This is a genomic window from Methylobacterium sp. E-041, assembly GCF_022829665.1.
In the GTDB taxonomy this organism is placed as follows: Bacteria; Pseudomonadota; Alphaproteobacteria; order Rhizobiales; family Beijerinckiaceae; genus Methylobacterium.
This window is the reverse complement of sequence record NZ_JAKSYQ010000036.1, coordinates 1-20,521: the sequence shown is the minus strand read 5'-3', so window position 1 is coordinate 20,521 and position 20,521 is coordinate 1. Positions and strand designations below refer to the sequence as shown.

General features: G+C 72.8%; 20 protein-coding genes and 1 pseudogene. 4 read left to right on the top strand and 17 right to left on the bottom strand.

Annotation, left to right across the window (positions count from 1 at the left end; translation table 11 throughout):
• Positions 1-45 precede the first annotated feature (45 nt).
• The 8 genes from MKK70_RS01960 to MKK70_RS01925 form a co-directional block, all read right to left on the bottom strand.
• Positions 46-702, bottom strand: coding sequence for a glutathione S-transferase family protein (locus tag MKK70_RS01960; RefSeq protein WP_147728451.1), 657 nt, complete (start codon positions 700-702; stop codon positions 46-48).
• Positions 703-831: 129 nt separating this feature from the next.
• The gene (locus MKK70_RS01955) at positions 832-1,302 is read right to left on the bottom strand and encodes a cytochrome c-type biogenesis protein (RefSeq protein WP_243945585.1); all 471 of its coding nucleotides are present in this window, start codon (positions 1,300-1,302) and stop codon (positions 832-834) included.
• Positions 1,299-3,302, bottom strand: coding sequence for a heme lyase CcmF/NrfE family subunit (locus tag MKK70_RS01950; RefSeq protein ID WP_147842916.1), 2,004 nt, complete (start codon positions 3,300-3,302; stop codon positions 1,299-1,301). Before MKK70_RS01950 ends, MKK70_RS01955 begins: the two co-directional genes overlap by 4 nt.
• 52 nt (positions 3,303-3,354) lie before the next feature.
• Positions 3,355-3,876, bottom strand: a complete 522-nt coding sequence (gene ccmE / locus MKK70_RS01945) for a cytochrome c maturation protein CcmE (RefSeq protein WP_147729140.1) — start codon at positions 3,874-3,876, stop codon at positions 3,355-3,357.
• 144 nt (positions 3,877-4,020) lie between these two features.
• Entirely contained in the window at positions 4,021-5,505 is a 1,485-nt protein-coding gene (gene ccmI, locus MKK70_RS01940; RefSeq protein WP_243945583.1) for a c-type cytochrome biogenesis protein CcmI, read from the bottom strand.
• Between the two features lie 266 nt (positions 5,506-5,771).
• Positions 5,772-7,190, bottom strand: coding sequence for a sensor histidine kinase (locus tag MKK70_RS01935; RefSeq protein ID WP_147729508.1), 1,419 nt, complete (start codon positions 7,188-7,190; stop codon positions 5,772-5,774).
• Between the two features lie 124 nt (positions 7,191-7,314).
• On the bottom strand, positions 7,315-7,992 hold the full coding sequence (locus tag MKK70_RS01930) for a response regulator transcription factor (protein WP_147729507.1): 678 nt from the start codon (positions 7,990-7,992) through the stop codon (positions 7,315-7,317).
• 36 nt (positions 7,993-8,028) lie between these two features.
• Positions 8,029-8,403, bottom strand: a complete 375-nt coding sequence (locus MKK70_RS01925) for a PepSY domain-containing protein (RefSeq protein WP_147844218.1) — start codon at positions 8,401-8,403, stop codon at positions 8,029-8,031.
• Between the two features lie 447 nt (positions 8,404-8,850).
• Here MKK70_RS01925 and MKK70_RS01920 point away from each other — a divergent pair, with 447 nt between their 5' ends.
• On the top strand, positions 8,851-10,137 hold the full coding sequence (locus MKK70_RS01920) for a family 16 glycosylhydrolase (RefSeq protein WP_243945582.1): 1,287 nt from the start codon (positions 8,851-8,853) through the stop codon (positions 10,135-10,137).
• On the opposite strand, the gene MKK70_RS01915 is transcribed toward MKK70_RS01920, so the two are convergent.
• The 6 genes from MKK70_RS01915 to MKK70_RS01890 all read right to left on the bottom strand — a co-directional run bounded on the left by MKK70_RS01915 (position 10,097) and on the right by MKK70_RS01890 (position 17,878).
• Complete coding sequence (locus MKK70_RS01915; RefSeq protein ID WP_243945580.1) at positions 10,097-10,606, bottom strand: hypothetical protein; 510 nt, start codon at positions 10,604-10,606, stop codon at positions 10,097-10,099. The genes MKK70_RS01920 and MKK70_RS01915 overlap by 41 nt on opposite strands.
• Complete coding sequence (locus tag MKK70_RS01910) at positions 10,603-11,025, bottom strand: hypothetical protein (RefSeq protein WP_243937274.1); 423 nt, start codon at positions 11,023-11,025, stop codon at positions 10,603-10,605. The genes MKK70_RS01915 and MKK70_RS01910 overlap by 4 nt, the downstream gene beginning before the upstream one ends.
• 81 nt (positions 11,026-11,106) lie before the next feature.
• Positions 11,107-11,613 (bottom strand): hypothetical protein, encoded by a 507-nt coding sequence (locus tag MKK70_RS01905; protein ID WP_147844812.1) that lies wholly within the window; start codon positions 11,611-11,613, stop codon positions 11,107-11,109.
• A gap of 71 nt (positions 11,614-11,684) precedes the next feature.
• Positions 11,685-12,311, bottom strand: coding sequence for a lysozyme (locus MKK70_RS01900; protein ID WP_243945578.1), 627 nt, complete (start codon positions 12,309-12,311; stop codon positions 11,685-11,687).
• A 49-nt stretch (positions 12,312-12,360) separates the two neighbouring features.
• Positions 12,361-13,956 (bottom strand): DUF2793 domain-containing protein, encoded by a 1,596-nt coding sequence (locus tag MKK70_RS01895; RefSeq protein WP_243937279.1) that lies wholly within the window; start codon positions 13,954-13,956, stop codon positions 12,361-12,363.
• A gap of 28 nt (positions 13,957-13,984) precedes the next feature.
• On the bottom strand, positions 13,985-17,878 hold the full coding sequence (locus MKK70_RS01890) for a glycoside hydrolase/phage tail family protein (protein ID WP_243945577.1): 3,894 nt from the start codon (positions 17,876-17,878) through the stop codon (positions 13,985-13,987).
• A gap of 92 nt (positions 17,879-17,970) precedes the next feature.
• On the opposite strand from MKK70_RS01890, the gene MKK70_RS01885 reads away from it, so the two are divergent.
• Together MKK70_RS01885 and MKK70_RS01880 are read left to right on the top strand one after the other, a co-directional pair.
• Positions 17,971-18,273 carry a type II toxin-antitoxin system RelE/ParE family toxin gene (locus MKK70_RS01885; protein ID WP_243945575.1) on the top strand — a complete coding sequence of 101 codons (303 nt, stop codon included), beginning with the start codon at positions 17,971-17,973 and terminating at the stop codon, positions 18,271-18,273.
• Positions 18,274-18,308: 35 nt separating this feature from the next.
• Positions 18,309-18,593 carry a helix-turn-helix domain-containing protein gene (locus MKK70_RS01880; RefSeq protein WP_243945573.1) on the top strand — a complete coding sequence of 95 codons (285 nt, stop codon included), beginning with the start codon at positions 18,309-18,311 and terminating at the stop codon, positions 18,591-18,593.
• Positions 18,594-18,610: 17 nt separating this feature from the next.
• On the opposite strand, the gene MKK70_RS01875 is transcribed toward MKK70_RS01880, so the two are convergent.
• Both MKK70_RS01875 and MKK70_RS01870 read right to left on the bottom strand, forming a co-directional pair.
• Positions 18,611-19,066, bottom strand: a complete 456-nt coding sequence (locus MKK70_RS01875) for a peptidase P60 (RefSeq protein ID WP_243945572.1) — start codon at positions 19,064-19,066, stop codon at positions 18,611-18,613.
• 11 nt (positions 19,067-19,077) lie between these two features.
• A pseudogene (locus MKK70_RS01870) lies at positions 19,078-19,221 on the bottom strand (phage BR0599 family protein); the annotation flags it as partial.
• 247 nt (positions 19,222-19,468) lie between these two features.
• On the opposite strand from MKK70_RS01870, the gene MKK70_RS01865 reads away from it, so the two are divergent.
• Positions 19,469-20,164: a DUF2786 domain-containing protein gene (locus MKK70_RS01865; protein WP_243945571.1), complete on the top strand. Its 696-nt coding sequence runs from the start codon at positions 19,469-19,471 to the stop codon at positions 20,162-20,164.
• On the opposite strand, the gene MKK70_RS01860 is transcribed toward MKK70_RS01865, so the two are convergent.
• Positions 20,165-20,521 (bottom strand): hypothetical protein (locus MKK70_RS01860; protein ID WP_243945570.1); only part of this gene is annotated, 357 nt, incomplete at its 5' end.

Below are 20,521 nucleotides of genomic sequence, written 5' to 3'. Positions count from 1 at the left end.
GCGACCTCCCCTCCCCCCTCTGCGGGGGAGGGAAGAAGCCCGTCCTCAGAACTCCATGTCGAGCTCTTCGATCTCCTCCGGCTCCTCGGCGGCGGCCTCCGCCCACTCGACCATCAGCGGCCAGTGCAGGATCGCGTCGCGGTAGGCGGTGGCGCGCGGCGGCAGGGTCACGTCGTAGGTGCGGAAGCGGGTGCAGACCGGGGCGTACATCGCGTCGGCCAGCGTCGGGCGCTCGCCGAACAGGAACGGGCCCTCGTAGCGGGCGAGGCAATCGTCGAAGATCGTGACGATGCGCTCGATGTCGCCCCTGGCGCCGTTGAACACCCGGAAGCGCGGGTGGAAGGCCTTCAGGTTCATCGGCAGGGCCGAGCGCAGGTTGATGAACCCGCCATGCATCTCGCCGCTGATCGAGCGGCAATGCGCCCGCGCGGCGGCGTCCTTCGGCAGGAAGCCGGCTTCGGGGAAGGTCTCGTTGAGGTATTGCGCGATCGCCAGCGTGTCCCACACCACGATGCCCTCGTGGTGCAGGCGGGGCACGAGGAACGAGGGCGACAGGTGGAGGAGCTCGGCGCGGGAGGTCTCGTCGCCGCCGGGCAGCACCTCGGTCTCGAAGTCGAGACCGGCCATCTTGCAGATCAGCCAGCCGCGAAGCGACCACGACGAGTAGTTCCGGCTCGAGATGGTGAGAGTCGCCGTGGCCATGCGCGTTCCCCTTCGCGGGTTCTTCTCGCGAAAGGCGGATCCAAGACTCGTGCCGTTTCGGACGCGTCGTCTCGAATCCGCCGGCGCGCATCATGCGCCGGACGTCCGGGAAACGCCACGGCGCGCGGATCACTCCCGGCGGAGCAGCGCCGCGACGTCGGCCTCCTCGGCGGCGGACAGGCCGCGCTCCGGCGCCGGCGCCTTCCGGCGCGACAGGCGCCAGATGCCGAAGCCGCCGAGCAGCACCGCGAGCAGCGGCGTCAGCCACAGCAGGACGGTATGCAGGGCCAGGACCGGGCGCAGCAGCACGAACTCGCCGTAGCGGTTCACCACGTAATTCTCGACGCCCTGGTTGGTGTCGCCGGCCTTGAGCCGCTCGCGCACGATCAGCCGCAGATCCTTGGCCAGCGGCGCATCCGAATCGTCGATCGACTGGTTCTGGCAAACCAGGCAGCGCAGGCCCGACGAGATGTCCCGCGCGCGATGCTCGAGGGCGGGGTCCTTCAGCACCTCGTCCGGCTGCACGGCTTGGGCCGCGGTCGCCCCCCCGAGCACGAGGCCGGCGAGCAGGACGCGGCGGAGCGCGCGCGCGGGGCTCATTCGGCCGGGACCGCGTGCGGGGGAACCGGCTTGAGCTTGGCGCGGGCGGGCGCCCCGACGCGCATGCGCCGGTCGGTCAGCGACAGGCCGCCGCCGAGGGCCATCACCACAGCGCCGAGCCAGATCAGCAGCACCAGCGGCTTGTAGTACAGCCTCAGGCCGATGCTGCCGTCGGGCGCGATCTCGCCCAGGCTGGCATAGACCTGGCTCACGCCGCGGGTGAGCAGGCCCGATTCCGTCACCGTCATCTTGCGGCTCGGGTAGAAGCGCTTGCCGGTGTCGACCCGGCCGATCTCGTCGCCGGCCTTGTTGCGGATGGTGAGGAAGGCCGCGACCTCCTCGTAGTTCGGGCCGGGGCGCGGCGCGACGCGATCGAGCGTCGCGACGTAGGGGCCGGTGGCCAGCGTCTGGCCGGGCTTCAGGGTGGCGAGGCCCTCGGTGGCCCAGCCCTGCGCCGCAATGCCGAGCACCACCACGCCGACGCCGGCATGGGCGATGGCCGTGCCCCAGGCCGAGCGCGGCAGGCCGAGCGCCCGGCGCCAGACCACGCCGACCGCGCGGGTGCGGCTGCTGCCGTATCCGCGGGCCCGCGAGACGATCTCCAGGACGGAGCCGACGATGAGGTAGGCGCCCAGTCCCACGCCGACGGGTGCCATCGCCGGGCCGCCCCAGGTCCAGGCCAGGGTGCCGAGGCCGATCGCCAGGGCGAGGCCCAGCGCGGCGAACAGGCGCTGCGAGGCGGCGAGCGCGTCGCCGCGCTTCCAGGCCAGCGTCTGCCCGAACGGCACGATCAGCAGCAGCGGGATCGCCAGCGGCACGAAGGTGTAGTTGAAGAACGGCGGCCCGACCGAGATCTTCTCCGCCGTCAGCATCTCGAGCAGCAGCGGGTAGAGCGTGCCGACCAGCACGGTGGCGCAGGCGGCCACCAGGAACAGGTTGTTCATCACCAGCGCGCCCTCGCGCGAGATCGGCGCGAACAGGCCGCCCTGCCGCAGCATCGGGGCGCGCCACGCGAACAGCGTCAGCGAGCCGCCGATGAACAGGATCAGGATCGCGAGGATGAAGATGCCGCGGGTCGGGTCGGTGGCGAAGGAATGCACCGAGGTGAGCACGCCCGAGCGCACGATGAAGGTGCCGAGCAGCGAGAGCGAGAAGGTGAGGATCGCGAGCAGGACCGTCCAGACCTTCAGCGCGTCGCGCTTCTCCATCACCACGGTCGAGTGCAGGAGCGCCGTGCCGGCGATCCACGGCATCAGCGAGGCGTTCTCGACCGGGTCCCAGAACCACCAGCCGCCCCAGCCGAGCTCGTAATAGGCCCAGTAGCTGCCCATCGCGATGCCGAGCGTCAGGAAGCTCCAGGCGGTCAGCGTCCACGGGCGCACGGCGCGGGCCCAGACGGCGTCGATGCGCCCGTCGATCAGCGCGGCGATGGCGAAGGCGAAGGTGATCGAGAAGCCGACATAGCCGACGTAGAGCAGCGGCGGATGCACCGCGAGGCCGAAATCCTGCAGCAGCGGGTTGAGGTCGTTGCCCTCCACCGGCGCCGGCACCGCCCGCGTGAACGGGTTCGAGGTGGTGATCACGAACAGCACGAAGACGAAGGTGATGAAACCCTGCACCGCCAGGGTGTTGGCCCGCAGCACCGGCGGCACCGAGTCCCGCGCCACCGACACCATCGCGCCGAACAGGGTGAGGATCAGGATCCAGAGGAGCATCGAGCCCTCGTGGTTCCCCCAGACGCCGGAGAGCTTGTAGATGAACGGCTTCGTCGTGTGCGAGTTCTCGACCACGTTCTGGACCGAGAAGTCGGACGTGGCGTGGGCGTAGGTCAGCGCGGCGAACGCGAACAGCACGCAGGCGAAGGCGCCGAGCGCGGCCGGCGTCGCCACCTGCCGCAGGGCGGCGTCGCCCGAGCGGGCGGCCCAGATCGGCATCACCGACTGGACCAGGGAGAGCGCCAGCGCGAGCGCCAACGCGAAATGTCCGACCTCGACGATCAAGCGGCGGTTCCTCGAGTCAATGACATCGGTTTTCGGCGTTCGGACATCGGTTTCAGCGCTCGGTGCGCGGTCCGAGGTTCGGGGGCGCGGCGTCGGCGGCCTTCGGCGGGTCCATTCTCACGGAGCCCTTGCCGTCCTTGCCGCCCTCCTGCCAGCGCCCCTGCGCCTTGAGCGCGTCGGCGACCTCGCGCGGCATGTAGGATTCGTCGTGCTTGGCCAGCACGGTGTCGGCGCGGAAGATGCCGCCCGGCTCGAGCGTCCCCTCGGCGACCACGCCCTGCCCCTCGCGGAACAGGTCGGGCAGAAGGCCGGTATACTGGACCTGGACGGTGGCGTTGGTGTCGGTCACGGCGAAGTCCACCGTCTGGTTCGGCCCGCGCTGGAGCGAGCCGTCCTTGACCAGGCCGCCGAGGCGGAAGCGCGTGCCCGGCCCGACGCCCTGTGCCGCCACCTCGCTGGGGGAGCGGAAGAACACGATCGAGCCGCTCATCGCCGACAGGATGAGCCCGACGGCGAGCGCCAGGACGGCGCCGCAGGCGGCGATCAGGATCAGGCGGCGGCTCTTGCGCGTCACGAGTGGGTCCGTCCCCGGCGGGTTGGTCCGGCCCCGGTGCCGACCTCACGGAGGTCGGCCCGGTGCGGGACCGTCCTCATTCTTGTCCCTCGGATGTCGGACGCGACGCGTCCCGGGTCAAGTCGCCCGTGCCGGGACAGATCGTCAGGGGCGGACCGGAAGGCCGAGCTCCTTGGCCAGGGTGTCGAGCTTCTCGGCCGCGCCCGGGTCGGCGGCGAGCGCCATCCGCGCGCGGCTCAGGACCTTGCCGGCCTGCTCGGGATCGCCGAGGGCGCTGTAGGAGCGCACCAGGCGCTGCCACTCGTCGACGCTGCCGCCCTTGGCCGCTAGCCGGCGATCGAGGCCGGCGACCATGCCGCGGATCGCGGCGTCGCGCTCGGCCGGCGGCATCGCCGACACCGCGGCGGCCGCCGATTCGGTCTCGGCGCGGGATTCGGGTGTCGTGGCGTTCAGGGCGGCCGGAGGCGCGGCGCTGCGCCCATCGCGCGCCATGCCGTCGGCCGGCCTGCCGGACAGGCCGAGGTCGCGCGCACCCGCTTCCAGGCTCGCGAGCGCCGCGGGATCGGACTTCAGCGCGACGCGGGCGCGTTCCAGCACCGCCTGCGCCCGCTCGGGCTCGCCGAGCACGCCGCGGGAGCGGGCGAGCCGCAGCCACTCGTCGGCGCTGCCGCCCTTGGCTGCGAGCCGCTCGTCGAGGCCGTCGACCATGCCCTGGATCGCGGCGCGCTGCTCGGGCGGCAGCCCGGGGGCGGATTTCGACGGCGTCTCGGACAATTGCGGTGCGGGCTCGCCCTTGAGCCGCGCCAGGTTCTCGCGCACCAGCCCGAGCCAGGGCGCGTCGGCCGGGCTCGTGTCGTTCAGGGCGGTGAGCTGGCGGATCGCTTCGGCCGTGTCGCCGTTCTGCTCGGCGGCACGGGCGAGGTAGAAGCGGGGCTTGGGCGCCTTCGGGTCGAGGGCGAGGGCGCGGGTGAGGGCGGCCTTGGCCTCCTCGGGCACGATGCCGTTGCCGGCCGCCACCATCGCCTCGCCCCAGTCGGACAGGGATTCGGCGGTCTCGCCCTTGATCCGGACGATCGCCGCGTAGGCCCGCGCGGCATCCTCGAACCGCCCGAGCCGCATGTAGACCGGCGCCAGCACGGCCCAGCCCCGCGCGTCGTTCGGGTCGGCGGCCAGCCGCGCCTCGATCTGGCCGACGGCCTTCATCAGGTCCTGCGCGCCCGACTGCACCGCCTGGCGGTCGGCCGGCGTCTGGGCCGGCAGGTCGGGCGAGCCGTAGAGGCCGTAGGCGAGCAGGGCGACCAGGGGGATCGTCGAGAGCGCGAAGGCCGAGGCCGCGCGGCGCTGGCGCAGGCGCGGCTCGGCCACGCTCGCCTCTCCGGGGCCCGGCGCGCGGCTCGCGCGCAGGAGCCGGCGGGCGGCCTCGGTGCGGGCGGATTCCGCCTCCGCCGGGGCGATCAGCCCACGATCGAGGTCGCGCTCGATCTCGGCGAGCTGGTCCTCGTAGAACGCCGTCTCGGTGACGGTGCCGGCCGCATCGGGGACGATGGCGACGCGGCGCGACATCGGCCAGAGCAGGGCCAGGACGGCCGCGGCGGTCATGCCCGCCAGAATGAACCAGATCGCCGTCATCGCACCTTCGAAGCGGTCCCGGTTCGCGCAAGGCGAGGCCGCGGCCGCTCCATCCCTTCGATTGATAAGACGGCCCCCGCTGGAGCCGAATGGCCGTGCCGCTGATGGTAGAGAGCGGGCACGAGCGGCACGATGCCCGCCCTCGGCGTCACGGTGTCACGCAAGTTTTTCGCGATGACAAGGGCGGACGGGACGAGAGCAAACAGGGCAAGGGCGACGGGACGAGAGCGACGGGGCGGGGGTGGCCGCCGCCACGGCCGCAGGGCTCAATGCCCGGCGGCACCCTTGGGCACGTCGCCCGGCACCTCGAGCACGGCGCGCAGGCCGCCGAGCGCCGCCTGCTCGAGGCGGAAGCGGCCGCGATAGAGCGTGGCGAGGTCGGCGACGATCGAGAGGCCGAGGCCGGAGCCGGGCTTCGATTCGTCCATCCGCCGCCCGCGCCCGAGCACCGCCGAGCGCGCCTCCTCCGGCAGGCCGGGGCCGTCGTCCTCGATCGCCACGAGAAGGTGGGGATAATCGTGGGCATCCACCGCCTCGGCCCGGATCGCGACGCGGCCGGCCGCCCATTTCGAGGCGTTGTCGACGAGGTTGCCGACCATCTCCTCGAAATCCTGGCGCTCGCCGCGGAAGCGCAGGCCCGGCGGCACATGGACCTCGTAGGCGATGTCCTTGTCGCGATAGATCTTCCCGAAGGTCCGCACCAGGCCGGCGAGCGCCGGCTCGACGTCGGTCGAGGTCCCGAGCGTGCCCGCGAGCGCGGCGGCGCGCGCCCGGTCGAGGTGGTAGTTCACCTGGTCGCGCATCACCGCCGCCTGCTCGCGGATCTTCTCGGCGAGGTCGGCCGGGGCGTCGGAGGCGCCGACCTCGTTGACGATGATCGAGAGCGGCGTCTTGAGCGCGTGGGCGAGGTTGCCGACCTGGGTGCGGGCGCGCTCCAGGATCTCGCGGTTGGTCTCGATCAGGAGGTTCACCTCGCCGGTGAGCGGGGCGATGTCGCGCGGATAGGTGCCGGTGATCCGGTCGGCCTCGCCGCGCCGGATCGCGCCCAAGGCCGCGCGCATCTTCTTCAGCGGCGCCAGGCCGAAGCGGATCTGCAGCAGGGTCGTCAGCGCGAGCGACAGGCCGAGCAGGCCGAAGGTCATGAACAGGGAATTGCGGAAGCGCTCGACGTCGTTGACGATCTCGTCGGCGGGGCCGGCGACGCGCACGGTGTAGCGCCCGTCCTCGCCGAGGTCGACGTCGCGCTCGATGATGCGGAGCAGCCGGTCGTCCTGCGCCCGCCCGTAGCCCTGGCGGATCTGCCCGACCCCCGCCTTGCCGTCGGGATCGGTGGCGGGCTTCAGGGGCACGCCGACCAGGGAGCGCGAGGTGCGCAGGTCCCGCGGCCGGGCGTCGGGCTTGCCGACCTGCCAGTACCAGCCCGACAGCGGCAGGTCGAAGCGCGGGTCGCCGAGCGTGAAGGCCCGGCTCTCGGTGTCGCTCGGGGTGACGAGGTCGGTGGCGAGGTTGTTGGCGAAGACCAGCAGCCGGCTGTCGAAGGCCCGCTCGGTGGTCTCGCGATACAGCGTCGTCAGGATCCAGGCGGCGATCAGCAGGATCGCGGAGCTGGCGAGCAGCGCCGAGACGGCGAGCCGCACGGCGATCGAGCGACGGCGGAGCGAGAACAGGCTGAGGACGGCGTTCATGGGTGGCGCATGCTGCGGCACGGGCGGCGGGATCGACCGCCGGGTGGGATACCGTGATCCGGCTCGGCGGGAAGGCTTCCCCTCGAGCCGACATGACGGTCGCGCTCGGTCGTAGCCCGCTCCGTCACACCCGTGCCGGCGGCTGGCTCGGGTCGACCAGGTAGCCCAGCCCGCGCACCGTCTGGATCAGGTCCACCGCGAGCTTCTTCCGCAGGCGGCCGACGAACACCTCGATGGTGTTCGAATCGCGGTCGAAATCCTGGTCGTAGAGATGCTCGGTCAGCTCGGCGCGGGAGACGACGCGGCCGGTGTGGTGCATCAGGTAGGAGAGCAGCCGGTATTCGTGGCTCGTCAGCTTGATCGGGTTGCCGTCGACGAACACCCGCCCCGAGCGGGTGTCGAGGGTGACGGGGCCGCAGGCGATCTGGCTGGTGGCGTGGCCGGCGGCGCGGCGGAGCAGCGCGCGGACGCGCGCCATCAGCTCCTCCATGTGGAACGGCTTGGTGACGTAGTCGTCGGCGCCGGCATCGAACCCGTCGACCTTGTCGGACCAGCGGTCGCGCGCGGTGAGGATGATGACGGGGGTCTTGATCCCGGCGCGGCGCCACTTCTGCAGGACGCTGACGCCGTCGGCCTTGGGCAGCCCCATGTCGAGGATGATCGCGTCGTAGGGCTCGCTCTCGCCGAGGTAGCCGCCCTCCTCGCCGTCGAAGGCCTTGTCGGCGACGTAGCCCGCCTCCTCCAGCGCGCTGACCACCTGCCGGTTGATGTCCCGGTCATCCTCGACCACGAGCAGACGCACGGATCACCCTCCCTCGAGCGACGGCCTTCCCGGCCGTCAGTACTGGCCCGCCACCTGGCCGGTCTTGGCGTCGACCATCACGTGCACGAAGTGGCCGTCCCGACGCAAGGCGGTCAGCATGTAGACGAGGCCGTCGGCGTGGCGGCACAGGCTCGCCCGCTGGATCTCGGCCCGCGGGATCACCGTGCGCGCGGCCTTGATCGCCGTCACCGGCGCGATCACCCGGCGCTCGGACACCTCCTCGCGCATGTCGGCGGGCGACAGGCACTCCTCGACCCGCAGCTGCGGCGGGCCGGGCGCGGCGACGGCCGGGGCCGCCTCGCGGGTCTCCTCCGCCGATATGCCGAGGCCGCCCGCCGCAAGGGCCGCGGCGGTCAGGCAGATCGCTGCGAGGGCGAGGGGGTAGCGCATGGGGAGGGACTGTCGGCCCGAGGCACTGAATGCGCCCTGAATGCCGCCGGCCGCGGACCCATGGCCGGGGCCGTGCGGGCGGAGGGTGGCTCGGGCGGCGGCGGGTCTCATCGAAGGTCCGTGGGAGGCTGCGAAGCGTTACGGCCGAGAACCGCAGCGGTTCCATCGCGCCCCGTGCGATCCACGGGGATGCGCGTCCGGCCGCCGCCGGACGGAGCGAGGATCGGCGACGAAGAGGCCATGCGCGACGACTGTCGAACGCCGAGGCCGTCGGTAGTTTATACGCGAACCCGCCCAACGAAGACGCAGATGGCGCCCGAAGCGGCGGCCGAAGACCGCAAACGACCCAGCGCACCGCGGAACCAAGTTTGTAAACCGATTATTCTACTCTCGGTTGTATTCATCATGCGCGGCGGCCTCGGCCGCCCGCGTGAGGCGGGACCCGTCATGGCGATCGATCCGAACCACCTGTCGCAGACCGCGACGCTGACCTTCGCCGAGGAGTTCGACGCGTTCACGCCGTGGAACGGCACGACGGGCCTCGACACGGTCGGGGCGCCGCAATGGTCGACGAAGGTCCGCGCGACCGGGACGATGCCATACAACGATGAATTGCAATATTACGTCGCCGGAGCGGACGGCGCCGCGGGCGGCACGGCCGGCCTGCCCGACCCGTTCCAGGTCTCCGACGGCGCGCTGACGATCTCCGCCGCGCCGGCCGCCCCCGACATCCAGGGTTCGATCGAGGGGCAGACCTACACGTCGGGGATGATCAACACCTACCACAGCTTCAGCCAGACCTACGGCTACTTCGAGATCCGCGCGCAGCTCCCCGCGGCCCACGGCATGTGGCCGGCGTTCTGGATGCTGCCCGCGGACGGGAGCTGGCCGCCGGAGCTCGACGTGATGGAGATGGTCGGCGGCGACCCGAACACCCTGCGCAACACCGTCCACAGCCAGGTCTCGGGCAGCCAGCGGGTCGACGCGACGCATTACCTGGACGAGGCGAACGTCGCCGTGCCGGACATGACGTCGGGCTTCCACACCTACGGCGTCGACTGGGAGCCCGACACCATCACCTGGTACTACGACGGGCACCCGACCTTCCAGGCCGCCACGCCGGCCGATCTCAACAAGCCGATGTACCTGATCGCCAACCTCGCCGTCGGCGGGGCCTGGGCCGGCGACCCGGACGCGGCGTCGGCGCAGATGACGATCGATTACATCCGGGCCTATGCGAGCGCGCCGACCGCGGCGGCGCCGAGCGACACCTTCCACTTCCGCGACGCGAGCACCGGCGACGACCTCTACACGACGAGCGCGAGCGAACGGGCCTACGTCGCGCAGAACCTGCCGTCCTACACCGCGGAGGGCGTGGCCTGGATGGCGCCCGCCGCGAGCGCGGACACGGTGGACGTCTTCCGCTTCGTCGATACGCGGACGGGCGAGCACTTCTATACGGCGAGCCCCACGGAGCGCGACCACATCGACGCGATGATGCCGAGCTTCCACGACGAGGGCGTGGCGTTCCAGGCCTATGCCGACCCGGCGCTGGCCGGCGCAGACGCGCTGACGGTGCAGCGCTTCCTCGACACCGCGACCGGCGAGCACCACTACACGGCCGGCACCGCCGAGACGGCGGCCTTCGAGAAGGCCCAGGCCGGCGGCAGCTGGATTCACGAGGGGGCGGCCTTCACGGTGCACGCGCCGTCGCCCGGAATGCTGGACCTGTGACCCCGCCGCAGGTCACCCGGAACGGGGTGATCGCGTCCGGCTGGCGCTGGCGGAAGACGGTGCGCTGAAGCCAGTTGTAGGCGGCCGACGGGCTCTCAACCAGGATCGCGGGGCCGCAGGGGAAGTCGGCCTGGATCTCGGTCTCGATGGTCTGGGGCCGGCCGTCGCGGTCCCAGGGCGGCGCATCGAAGGCGATCTCGGGGAGCATCACCCGGCGCCCGTCGGCGCCGAGGCTCTGCAGGCGGCGCGTGACGTGCAGCGCGCATTCGGCGCCGTAGGCGATCACCCGCGTCTGGCGCAGGGCGCCGCCGGGCGCGACCTCGGGCGTCAGCAGGTCCGTCGAGCGGACGCGGTAGGGCCCGTGCCAGTCGCCGGCGGTGTAGGAGACGAAGGCGCACAGCGCCAGGAACAGGCTCCCGCCGACCGCGTGGTAGAGCCGGGTGAGCCAGCGGTCGAGGGCGGCGCTCATCGCAGATCTCCCCGGAACAGCCGCCAGATCTGGCGGACGAGCGGCAGCCGGTCGATCCCGAACTGCGCCAGCGCGAAGGCCGTGACGGCGACGGCGACCGCCGCATGCTTCATCCGCCGGTAGTACCGGGCCAGCGCCCGCCGCTCGATCCGGTCGTCGATCACCGCGTCGAGGGCGGCGAGGCGGTCCGGCGTCTGGTGCCGGATGAAGCTGCGCCACTCGGTGCCGAACCGGACGACCAGCCGGTCCTCGTCCGGCTCGGTCGCGGCACGCTCGGCGTAGGCGCGGCGGATCAGGGTCTCGCCGAGGCCGTCGTCGGGGGGCGGCAGCACCCGGCCGACGCCCTCGCCGATCGCCGCGAGGGCCGCCCGGCGGCAGGCGGGGTCGCGCTCCGCCGGGCTTCGTGGTGTCGCGTCCATGCCGTCCCTCCGCGGATGCCAGCGTGTCGTTCGAGCACCCGCGCGGGCGTCCCGGCCGCGGACGGGGCCGTCGCTCCGGCGCTATCGCGCCGCGAGGCCGGCGGCGGCGAGGGCCGGCGCGAGCGTGTTGGCGGCGGTCGCGCGGTCTTCCAACGCGAGGCGGCGGAACACCTTCTCGGCGATGCCGGGCAGGCCTCCGGCGGCCTTCACAACGAAGCCCGGCACCTGGTCGGACGCCCGCTGCACCGCCGCGGCGATGACGGCCGAGCCGACCGGCACGGTGAGCACCTGCCCCTTGGCGGCGCCGGCCACCGCGTTGAGCGCGTAGTCGGTGACCCGGCGGACCATGCCCTCCACGACGGACTTCGACAGGACGTAGCCGAGCAGCGGCGCGAACCGAGCAATCAGCCCGGTCGCCAGGGCGACGAGGAGCGGCGTCAGCACCGCCTGCGCCGTCGTGGCGAAGCCGACGATCCAGTCGCCCCAGGGCAGCACGACGGCGCCCCCCGCCGCGGCGAGGGCGGGCGGGGCCGCGAGGCCGATCGAGAGGGCACCGGCGAGCGCCGGCGCCGCGGAGAAGCGGGACATGGTCGAATCCTTCGGCTGGGGTTGCGCGGCTGGACCCGGCCGGCACGGGATCTGGGATCGGGCGCGGCGGATCAGGCCCGGGCCTTCGCCGGCGCGGCCGCCGCGGCGAGCCAGGCCTCGATTCGGTGCCGCAGCCGCGCGAGCCGACCCGGCCGCGGCACGGTCGGCACCAGGACCGGGGTCGCGACGCCCGGGTCCGTGACCGCGGCGACGGGGGCCGCGATCCGGAGCCGCGCGGCGTTCACGGTCGGGCGCGGCAGGGCGACGGCGTAGGCGGTGACGAGCTGCTCGGCCTCGGCGCGGCGGCGGGGCAGGATCGCCGCGGGCTTGCGCCACAGCAGCAGCGCGTCGGCGGCACCGGCCGCGTCGCCGGCGTTGATCCGTCTCAGGACGGTCGAGCCGGCGAAGGCCGCCGGGCCGATGTTGTAGCAGAGCGAGACGAGGGCATCGAAGGCGTGCGGCCCGACCGCCGCCGTCAGGCCGTCGCGGACCGCGGCGACGTAGGTCGCGACGTCGCGCGCGAAGATCGCGTCGCACTCGGCCGCGGTGATCGCGAGGCCGGGGACGACGCGGGGGCGCCCCGCCGCGGAGGTGTGGCCGACGCCGATGGTCCAGACGCCGACGGAATCGCGGTAGGCCGTCAGCCGCCGTCCCTCGCGCGCGATGAGGCACGCCTCGCCGATGGGGGTGAGATTCATGGGGATCTCCGGGGCGGGGAACGGCGGACGGTGCGGCGGGCGCCCGGCCTCAGCCCAGCTGCTGCGCGCCGAAGGACGCGTCGGCCGCGGCCACGTAGCCGTCGGCCCCCGTGAACCGCACCCAGACCTCGACGCCGTCGCCGGCCGCGAGCTTCAGGGTCGTGGCAAGCGACAGGGCGGTGACCCCGTCCACCAGCGCACCGGTCGCGGCGGCGCGGCCGCGCCCGGCGGGGGCGCCGTTCCGGTAGAGCTGAACCTCGAAGGCCGTTGGCGCGCTCGCGTTGTTGCGCTTGTAGGTGAGCATGGCCGAGACCCGATAGAGGCCGGCCTCGGGGGCGGTGAAGCGGTTCGTCGCGGCCGCGAACGCGCCCTGGTCGTTGCTGTCGGCGATGTTGAACTGCACCTTCGTCCAGGCGCCGGCCGGGACGTAGTTGTCGAAGCTCGTGGTCGCCGCCGCCTTGGCGAAATTGCTGATCCGCGCCCAGCCCGTGCCGGTGTACCACTTGAGCGCGGTCGCGGTGCTGTCGGCATAGAGCTGCCCTTGCGCGAGCCCCGTCGTCGGGTCGGCGGCCAGCGGCGCGAGGCGCACCGCCCCGCTGGCCTCGACGGCGAACGCCTCGGCCGTGGCCGTGGTGCCGGCCGGCGTGGTGCGCAGGCTGATCCGCGTCGGCTGCGACGCGTCCGACCACGCCTCCGAGGCCAGGAAGGCGACCTGCACCCGCGGCGCCGACGCGTAGCCGGAGGCGCCGTAGCCGTATGCGGAGAGCTGCCCGATCGCGGCACCCGGCGGCAGGGCAGCCGGCGCGGCGGCGCTCCCGGCCGCGGCCCGGAAGGCGAGGTGTCCCGCGGCGTTGGCGCCGTAGCCGTCGAGGACGAGCCGCGGCGTCGTCCCGTCGGCGCCGGAGACCCGCAGCACCGTCTGGGGCGGCGCGTCGGGAAGCGCGCCGGCATGGGTGCCGATCTCCACCGGCCCGGCGATCCGCCCGAGGGCGAGCCGGCCGGTCGCCGCCGAGACCGAGAGCGCGGTCGAGAAGCTCGCGCCGTCCGGGCTCACTTTCAGGGCCACGTCGTCGGCGCCGAAGGTGCCGAGCAGCGCCCGCGTCGAGAACCCGGTCTGGAACGCCAGGCCGGCATCGCGCGCCGCCGCCTGCTTGTTGAGGGTGAGCCGCACGCTGCCCGAGCCCGGCGTCGCGTCGTCCCAGGAGAGCAGAGCGGCCTCGGACTTCACCGCCAGCCGGTTCACGGCGTCGGCCGCCGTGCCGATCCCGAGGCGGGCGAGGTTCTGGAGGCTCGCCAGGGTGGCGCGGAAGCTCGTCCAGGCGCTGCCGGTGAAGATGTAGAGGTCGCCCTCGTCGGCCACGAAGGCGAGCCAGCCCGGCCGGGGCGCGAGCCCGACCCAGACCCCGTCCCGGAAGCAGGCGACCTGGCCCGACAGCCCGGCCCAGGCCCCGGTGGGCGCGGCCGCGACGACAAGGTAGCGGTCGCCCTCGGCCGGGGCGGCCGGCGGCGCGGCGAGGTCCTTGTCGAGGCAGGCGAGCTGCACCAGCGCGTCGAGCTGCACCAGGGCCTCGTTGTGGGTGACGTGCTTCTGCGCCTGGTTGGCCGCGATCAGCGGCAGCGCGAGGTTCTGCGTGGTGTCCGGCATCGGCGGGCTCCGTCGAGGGATCGAGGTGTCAGCCCCGGCGCACGGCGACGCGCGCGCGGGTGGCCGGGCCCGGCCCGAACACCGCCCCGACCTGCGCGACGGCGATGTCGAGCACCGCCTGCGGGCCGCCGAAATCCGCGGCCTCGTCGGCGTAGAGCAGGCTCGGCCCAGCGGCGGCGAGGCTGCGCAGCCCGTGGCCGTCGGCGGCGAAGACGGTGACGGCGTAGGCCTCCACCGTCTCGTCGAGGGGAATGTCCGCGACGTCCCAGCTGTCGGCGTCGCGGCGCGCCCGGCGGATCCACGACAGGCGCACGCCGCCGGGCTCGCGCCGGGCGCGGAGGTGGACCGGGCTCGACGGCGCCAGCGCCGCGAGGCCGGCGGCGGCGAAGATCTCGACGAAGCACGGGTCGCCGGGATCGCGCGAGGCCGGGCCGATCCGGTAGCGGAACCGGCGCCCGGCCTCGTCGAGCCGGTCGACGAGGGGAATCACCGCGCCGTCGTCGAGGCGCACGATCAGGCTTCCGGCCGGGGCCGGGCGCGAGGCCGCCGCCTCGCTGCCGGCGAGCCCGCGCAGCAACCGGCCGAGACGGAACGTTTCGGGCCCGACGAGCACGGCCTCCTGCGCCGCGATCATCTCCACGCTGCCGTCCGGCGCGATCACCGCGAACAGGTTGCCGCCGGCCAGCATCGCCGGCAGGTCGAGGCTGCCGAGCGCGCCGGCGTTGCGCAGGGTCGCATCGAGGCGCGTCGCGCGGTCGAGGCGCCAGAGGGGCCCCGGGGGCAGCGCCGTCAGCGTCCGCCCGAGGCAGGCCGGGTAGTCGGCGGTGCCGTGGAGCGCCAGCGGCGCGCCCGCGCCGTCCGAGCGCCAGATCGCCAGCGCACCGGGCCACGGCTCGGCGGTCGCGGCGAGGTACTGCAGCGCGGTCGGGGTTCCGCGGTCGGCGGGCAGGTCGAGGGCGAGCGCGAACGGGGCGCCGGCGAGCAGCGGAGGCCGGACGGGCCGGGTCGTCGACGCGTGGCGCGCCGGCCGCGTGCCCGGCCCGTGCAGCGGCACGCCGCGGGTCTCGAGCCGGCGGCCGGCCGGCCCGTCGTCGATGCGCACGATGCGCTGAAGGCCGGCCGGCGTCGCCAGCAGGTCGCCGGGCTCGAGATCGAGGCGGCGCGGGCTGAGCGTCAGGCCGGCGGTGTCGCGGCCCGCGATGGCCCGGTCGAGGAGCGCCTCGGCAAGGTTTTCTGCGGTCTCGCGCCGGGTGACGACCGCCGCCTCGATCCGGGTCTCGCGCCGCCGGCCGCCGGCCGGCCGGATCGCGGCGGCGGACGCGCGGCGATAGTCCGGGTTCTCGGAATCGGTGAAGCCGATCTCGATCGAGCGCGGCAGGCCGCTCTCCTCGGCGCGCACCCGGCGCAGCGGCGCCTCGTCCTCGGAGACGCGCACGAGGTCGTCGTCGGCGATGATCACCGCCGCCTCGCGCCGCGGCCCGCGCAGCCGCAGGGTGCCGGCGACCGCCGACACGTCGAGGCCGTAGAGCTGCGCCAGCGGCTCCAGGGCGGCGCGGGCCGAGAGCGGCCGGTCGATCACCGCGCCGTCGAGGTAGGCGGCGGCCTCGATCGCGATCGGCACGGCGACGCCGAGGTCGGACAGGATCCGCTCGATCAGCCGGTCGAGGTCGCAGCCCTCGATCCGGCCGGTGATCCAGTGGCCGACCCGCCAGTTGCCGGCATCGGCCCAGATCGAGCCCTGGTCGGGAAAGGCCGGGTAGGGCCGCGCGTCCCAGGCCCAGACGAAGACCGCGCCCGGGTCGACCATCGGCCCGCCATAGACGGGCGAGAGCGGGTTGTCGGCGGCCGCGAAGCCCGCCGCGGCGGGATCGAACCGCGACAGGATCGCCTCCAGGCCGCGCAGCTGGATCAGCTCGTCGCGCAGGCCGCGCGAGGCGGGCGGAAAGGCGCTCTCGGAGGATTTCGGGTCGGGGAAGACGTTGGGTCCGTTGGTGCCCTTGTCGACCGCCGGCACGCCGATCTCGGTGAGCCAGATCGGCTTCCCGCGCGGCACCCAGGCCGTGGCGCGGGTCTCGACCCCGCCCGCCCGCTCGACGTGCGCGCTCGACCACCAGCCGACGAGGTCCTTGGGCCGGAACGTCCACGGCTTCCCGTAGGCGCCGTCGGTGATCGGGCTGCGGCGCTGCGCGGCGCGGGCCTCGTCGTCGGCGTAGTACCAGTCGAACGCCTCGCCGCCGCCGAGCCGGGCCTTGAGGAAGCCGCGGTCGTAGATCGTGTCGGTCTCGGCGAGGTCGGCCTGCGCGGGCGTGTCGCGAAAGTCCGAGATCGGCGGATAATAGTCGATCCCGACCGCGTCGATGCTCGGGTCGGAAAACAGCGCGTCGAGGGGGAAGCGCACGCTGGCGCCGCCGTCGCGGACCTGGGCGCCGTACTCGGTCCAGTCGGCGGCGTAGACGAGCTTCACCGACGGCCCGAGCCTCCGGCGCACCGTTCGGGCGAGGTCGATCAGCGCCGTTGCCGCCGGGCAGGTCTCGCCCGCGCCGCGCACGCGGGTGAGGCCGACGAGCTCGCTGGCGAGGACGAAGCCGGAGAGCGGCGTGCCGGCGGCCGCCCAGCCGGCCGCGAGGTCGGCATAGTGCAGCACCTGCCGGCGATAGCCCTGCGCGCCGGCGAAGTAGGCCAGCACCTGCGCCTCGGCCGCCGCCGTCCCGTCCGGGCTGCCGGGCTGGCCGGGGGCGGGATCGCAGGTGATGCGGCCGCGCCAGGGGTAGGCCGGCTGGCCGACGCTGCCGGGCGCGTAGGGATCGGGCAGCGCGTTGCCCGCGGCGACGTCCATCATCACGAACGGGTAGAGCACCACCGCGAGGCCGCGCCGGGCCAGCTCCGCCACCAGGCGGCCGAGGCCGGCATCGGAGGGCGTGCCACCATAGGCCGGCGTGCCGTCCGGCGCGGCGGAGACGGGCGCGACCTGCGTGCGGTCGAGGCCGGCCACGAGCCAGCCGTCGCCGGTGGTCGCCTTGTCGCGGATCTCGACGCGGGGCGCGACCGTGCAGTGCCCGGCGCGCAGGTCGTCGCCGAACCACGCCACCACCACCGCGATGCGGGCGAGGTTCGGGCACAACGCCTGCAGCGCGTCTAGCGACGCGACCACGTCGGTCGCCGCCTGGAGCTGGAACCGGTTGGCGGCCCGCGTCCGGCCGAGGCCGAGATCGACCGTGACCGGCATCGGGTCGAGGCCGAACTCGGACGCGCCGGGGATCAGGTTCACCGCGCGGATCAGCGGCGCGACGCTGTTGACCGGCCGCACCACCTCGAAGGCGAATTGCGGGATGCGGTTGCTGTAATCGGCCAGGGGCAGCCCCTCGAACACCACGTAGGCGAGGCCGCGATAGGCCGGCGCGTCGGCGCCCTCCTTGGCGACGATCAGCGGATCGGGCGCCTGGTCGGCCGCGCCGGCATGGACCCGGCAGGTGATCGCGGTGCGGTCGAGCTCGATCCCGTCCGCCCAGATCCGCCGGACGAGGGCGATCTCGCCCTCGCACAGGCCGACCGCGAGGTTGGCGAAGTAGGCGTAGCGCGTCCGCACGGTCTTCTGGCCGCCGCCGCCCTTCGCCGGGGAGGACGCCCGCTCGACGGCCGTGTTGGCGACCTCGAGCGGCCGCGTCGCCCAGATCAGGGTGCCGCCGAGTTTCGCCCGGCCGTAGACGCGCGGCACCGGATCGCCCTCGGTCGAGGACAGGCCGGCGACGTCCGACAGCCGCGGCCCGGCGACGAAGCGCGGGCTCGTCCCCGCCCCGAACAGGGCGCCGTCGAGCCCGGCCCCCGCCGCCGCGCCGGCCACCCGCCCGACCACGCTCCCGATCGGCCCGCCGAGCGCGGTCCCGACCGCCGCCCCCGCCGTGGACAGGATCAGCGTGGCCATGGCGGGCTCCGTGGGACCGAGCGAGCCGCGATTGCGGCTCATACAAATTTTTGTATAGTCTTGGGGATCGTTCTGCGTCGTGAGGCCCCGACATGGCGGATCGTGCGAAGGCGGTTGTGTTTCGCGGTGGTTCGCTCGACGACCTGCCTGGCTTCCCCCGCGACGCGCGCCAAGCGGGCGGGCACCAGATCGATCGGCTCCAGCAAGGCTACGAGCCGGACGATTGGAAGCCGATGGCGACGGTCGGGCCGGGTGTCCGGGAAATCAGGATCCGAGAGGCGAATGGGGCGTTCCGGGTGATCTTCGTCGCGAAGCTCGCCGATGCGATCTTCGTCCTGCACTGCTTCCGGAAGACGACCCAGAAGACCGCCCGCGGCGACCTCGCGGTCGCCTAGCGGCGCTAAGCGCAACTGATCGAGGAGATCGGGCGATGAGCGACGAAAACCGCTTCGAGAGCGTCTGGGACGCGATCGAGGATACGCCGGCCCAGGCCGCGAATATGCGCCTGCGGTCGCAGCTCATGATGGCGCTTCGCGACAACATCGCGCGCGAAGGGCTGACGCAGGTCCGGGCCGCCGCGATCCTCGGCATCACCCAGCCGCGGGTGTCGGACCTGATGCGCGGGCGCATCGACCTGTTCGCCATCGAATCGCTGGTCACCATGATCGCGGCGGCGGGCCTGCAGGTCGAGCTACAGGTGGCGCGCGCCGCCTGACGGATCGCGCCACGCCCTCACCCCGCCCCCGGGAAACGGAACACCCCGACCAGGTGCCGCCGCCACCACGGCGTGAAGGCCACCTCCGTCACCGCGGCGCGGTCGTGGGCGTGGATCATCCCGGCCTGCGTGGTGATGGCGCAGTGGCGGGCGGGCAGGTGCGCGCGGAAGGCGAAGAGCAGCACCTCGCCCGGCGCCGGCCCGTGGCGCGCGAGGTCGGCCGCGACCGGGACGAGGTGGCGGGCGGCGGCCTCCGTCAGCGGGTCGGTGCCGGGGGCAGCCGATTCCGCCCAGGTGCCGGAATAGGGCGGCGGCGCCTCGGGCTCGTCGCCCAGAAGGCCGCGCCAGACGCCGCGCAGCAGGCCGAGGCAGTCGCAGCCGACGCCGATCAGCGAGGCCTGGTGCCGGTAGGGCGTGCCGAGCCAGAGCCGGGCCTCGGCCGCGACCGCGGCACCGTCGAGCGGGTCGCGCATGGGGCGTCCTTTCAGCGGAACAGCGAGCCGCCGTCGAGGCCGGGACCCGCGCCGGGCGCGTAGCGCACGACGAAATCGTTGCCCGGCATGTGCGGGAAGCCCTGGAAGTTCAGGGCGTTCGCGAAGGTGCCGCGGCAGGTGGCGAGGCGCTTGTCGCTGTGCCGAGCGTCAAGCTCGCCCGCAAATTGGGGTAGTTAGCCCGCGATGTGACGTATAGTTGGCCCGCATCAATTAAAGGTTGACGTCGATCGGCTCGTCATTGCTTGGATATCTCGTTGGCTACTCCCTCTTCATGCCTCGCAGCCGGGCCGACAAACCCATTCTCCGTTTGGGGAGCACTACGAGACTGCTTGAGGAGTGAGAGCGGCATTGCCAAAAAGGCAATTACGGAGATCGGCTAGGATGAACGCCAACAGATTAGCTGCCATGCAACGGATCCGCGCTCTGATGGCGAAAACCGTCGCGAACGGCTGCAGCGAGAGCGAAGCGATGGCTGCCGCAGCCAAAGTCAGCGAGCTCATGGATCGCTACGGGCTGACCTATTCGGATTTCGAGATCAAACAGGCGCGTTGTCGACAGCGAGAAGCCACGGATCGCCGGCACGATGTCGACCTGGTGGCCTGTGCGATCGCCCGGTTCTGCAACTGCCGGCACTGGCTGGAGAGTGGACGCATCCAGTATTTTGGCTTGCCGGTCGACGTCACCATCGCGACCTATATGACGGATCTGTCCCGATCGGCGATGGACGTCGGCTTTAAGGGATTCGCTAAGTCAGACCTGTGCCCTTGGGACAAAGACGTTCGTACGCTGCGCAAGCCGTTCATGGTCGCGATGGCCTACCGTCTCTCGGAGCGCTTCGACGACATGACCGCGGCTCGCGGGAGGACAGCGACGACAGCGGATGGAACGTCCCTCGTTCTCGTCAAGGATGCTGTCGTCGAGAAGCAGTACCTCGCCCTCAAGTTGAAGCTGACCCCAGGAAGAGCGCCGCGATACCGTGATGACGCAGCGGCGGAAATTGCAGGACGAGCGGCCGGCGATCGAGTGAACCTGGTGACAGGCATTTCCGGCGCGCGACCTCCAAAATTTTTGTCATGATCATGGATCACTTGCGTGGCGAACATCGGTGCTGATCTGGGGTCGGGTGGGATCGTCGGCCCTGTCGATATTGCAGTCGGACTGGACGTTCTGACCGATGTCATCAGCGCAATGGCGAGCAGCTCGACCACCAAATGGCCCGGTGGAAGTTGCGCCGACGCGTAGTCTATCACTTTGCCCGGTCGCTGCCCGCTGGCGGCTCGGCGGTCGCCACCGTGGCCTGACCGGCTGGCTTTGGACCGGGCTGATTGAGAGGATCAGCCAGGACCAAAGGAGTTGGACATGCGGCGAGGCCAGAAGACGAACGCGGAGCAGGTCGTGCTCAAGCTGCGTCAGATTGAGGTGCAGACGGCCCAG

Coding starts and splice junctions, on each gene's coding strand:
- MKK70_RS01960 (WP_147728451.1), bottom strand. CDS start 702: ATGGCCACGGCGACTCTCACCATCTCGAGCCGGAACTACTCGTCGTGG.
- MKK70_RS01955 (WP_243945585.1), bottom strand. CDS start 1,302: ATGAGCCCCGCGCGCGCGCTCCGCCGCGTCCTGCTCGCCGGCCTCGTG.
- ccmI (WP_243945583.1), bottom strand. CDS start 5,505: ATGACGGCGATCTGGTTCATTCTGGCGGGCATGACCGCCGCGGCCGTC.
- MKK70_RS01935 (WP_147729508.1), bottom strand. CDS start 7,190: ATGAACGCCGTCCTCAGCCTGTTCTCGCTCCGCCGTCGCTCGATCGCC.
- MKK70_RS01925 (WP_147844218.1), bottom strand. CDS start 8,403: ATGCGCTACCCCCTCGCCCTCGCAGCGATCTGCCTGACCGCCGCGGCC.
- MKK70_RS01920 (WP_243945582.1), top strand. CDS start 8,851: ATGGCGATCGATCCGAACCACCTGTCGCAGACCGCGACGCTGACCTTC.
- MKK70_RS01915 (WP_243945580.1), bottom strand. CDS start 10,606: ATGAGCGCCGCCCTCGACCGCTGGCTCACCCGGCTCTACCACGCGGTC.
- MKK70_RS01910 (WP_243937274.1), bottom strand. CDS start 11,025: ATGGACGCGACACCACGAAGCCCGGCGGAGCGCGACCCCGCCTGCCGC.
- MKK70_RS01905 (WP_147844812.1), bottom strand. CDS start 11,613: ATGTCCCGCTTCTCCGCGGCGCCGGCGCTCGCCGGTGCCCTCTCGATC.
- MKK70_RS01900 (WP_243945578.1), bottom strand. CDS start 12,311: ATGAATCTCACCCCCATCGGCGAGGCGTGCCTCATCGCGCGCGAGGGA.
- MKK70_RS01895 (WP_243937279.1), bottom strand. CDS start 13,956: ATGCCGGACACCACGCAGAACCTCGCGCTGCCGCTGATCGCGGCCAAC.
- MKK70_RS01890 (WP_243945577.1), bottom strand. CDS start 17,878: ATGGCCACGCTGATCCTGTCCACGGCGGGGGCGGCGGTCGGGACCGCG.
- MKK70_RS01885 (WP_243945575.1), top strand. CDS start 17,971: ATGGCGGATCGTGCGAAGGCGGTTGTGTTTCGCGGTGGTTCGCTCGAC.
- MKK70_RS01880 (WP_243945573.1), top strand. CDS start 18,309: ATGAGCGACGAAAACCGCTTCGAGAGCGTCTGGGACGCGATCGAGGAT.
- MKK70_RS01875 (WP_243945572.1), bottom strand. CDS start 19,066: ATGCGCGACCCGCTCGACGGTGCCGCGGTCGCGGCCGAGGCCCGGCTC.
- MKK70_RS01865 (WP_243945571.1), top strand. CDS start 19,469: ATGAACGCCAACAGATTAGCTGCCATGCAACGGATCCGCGCTCTGATG.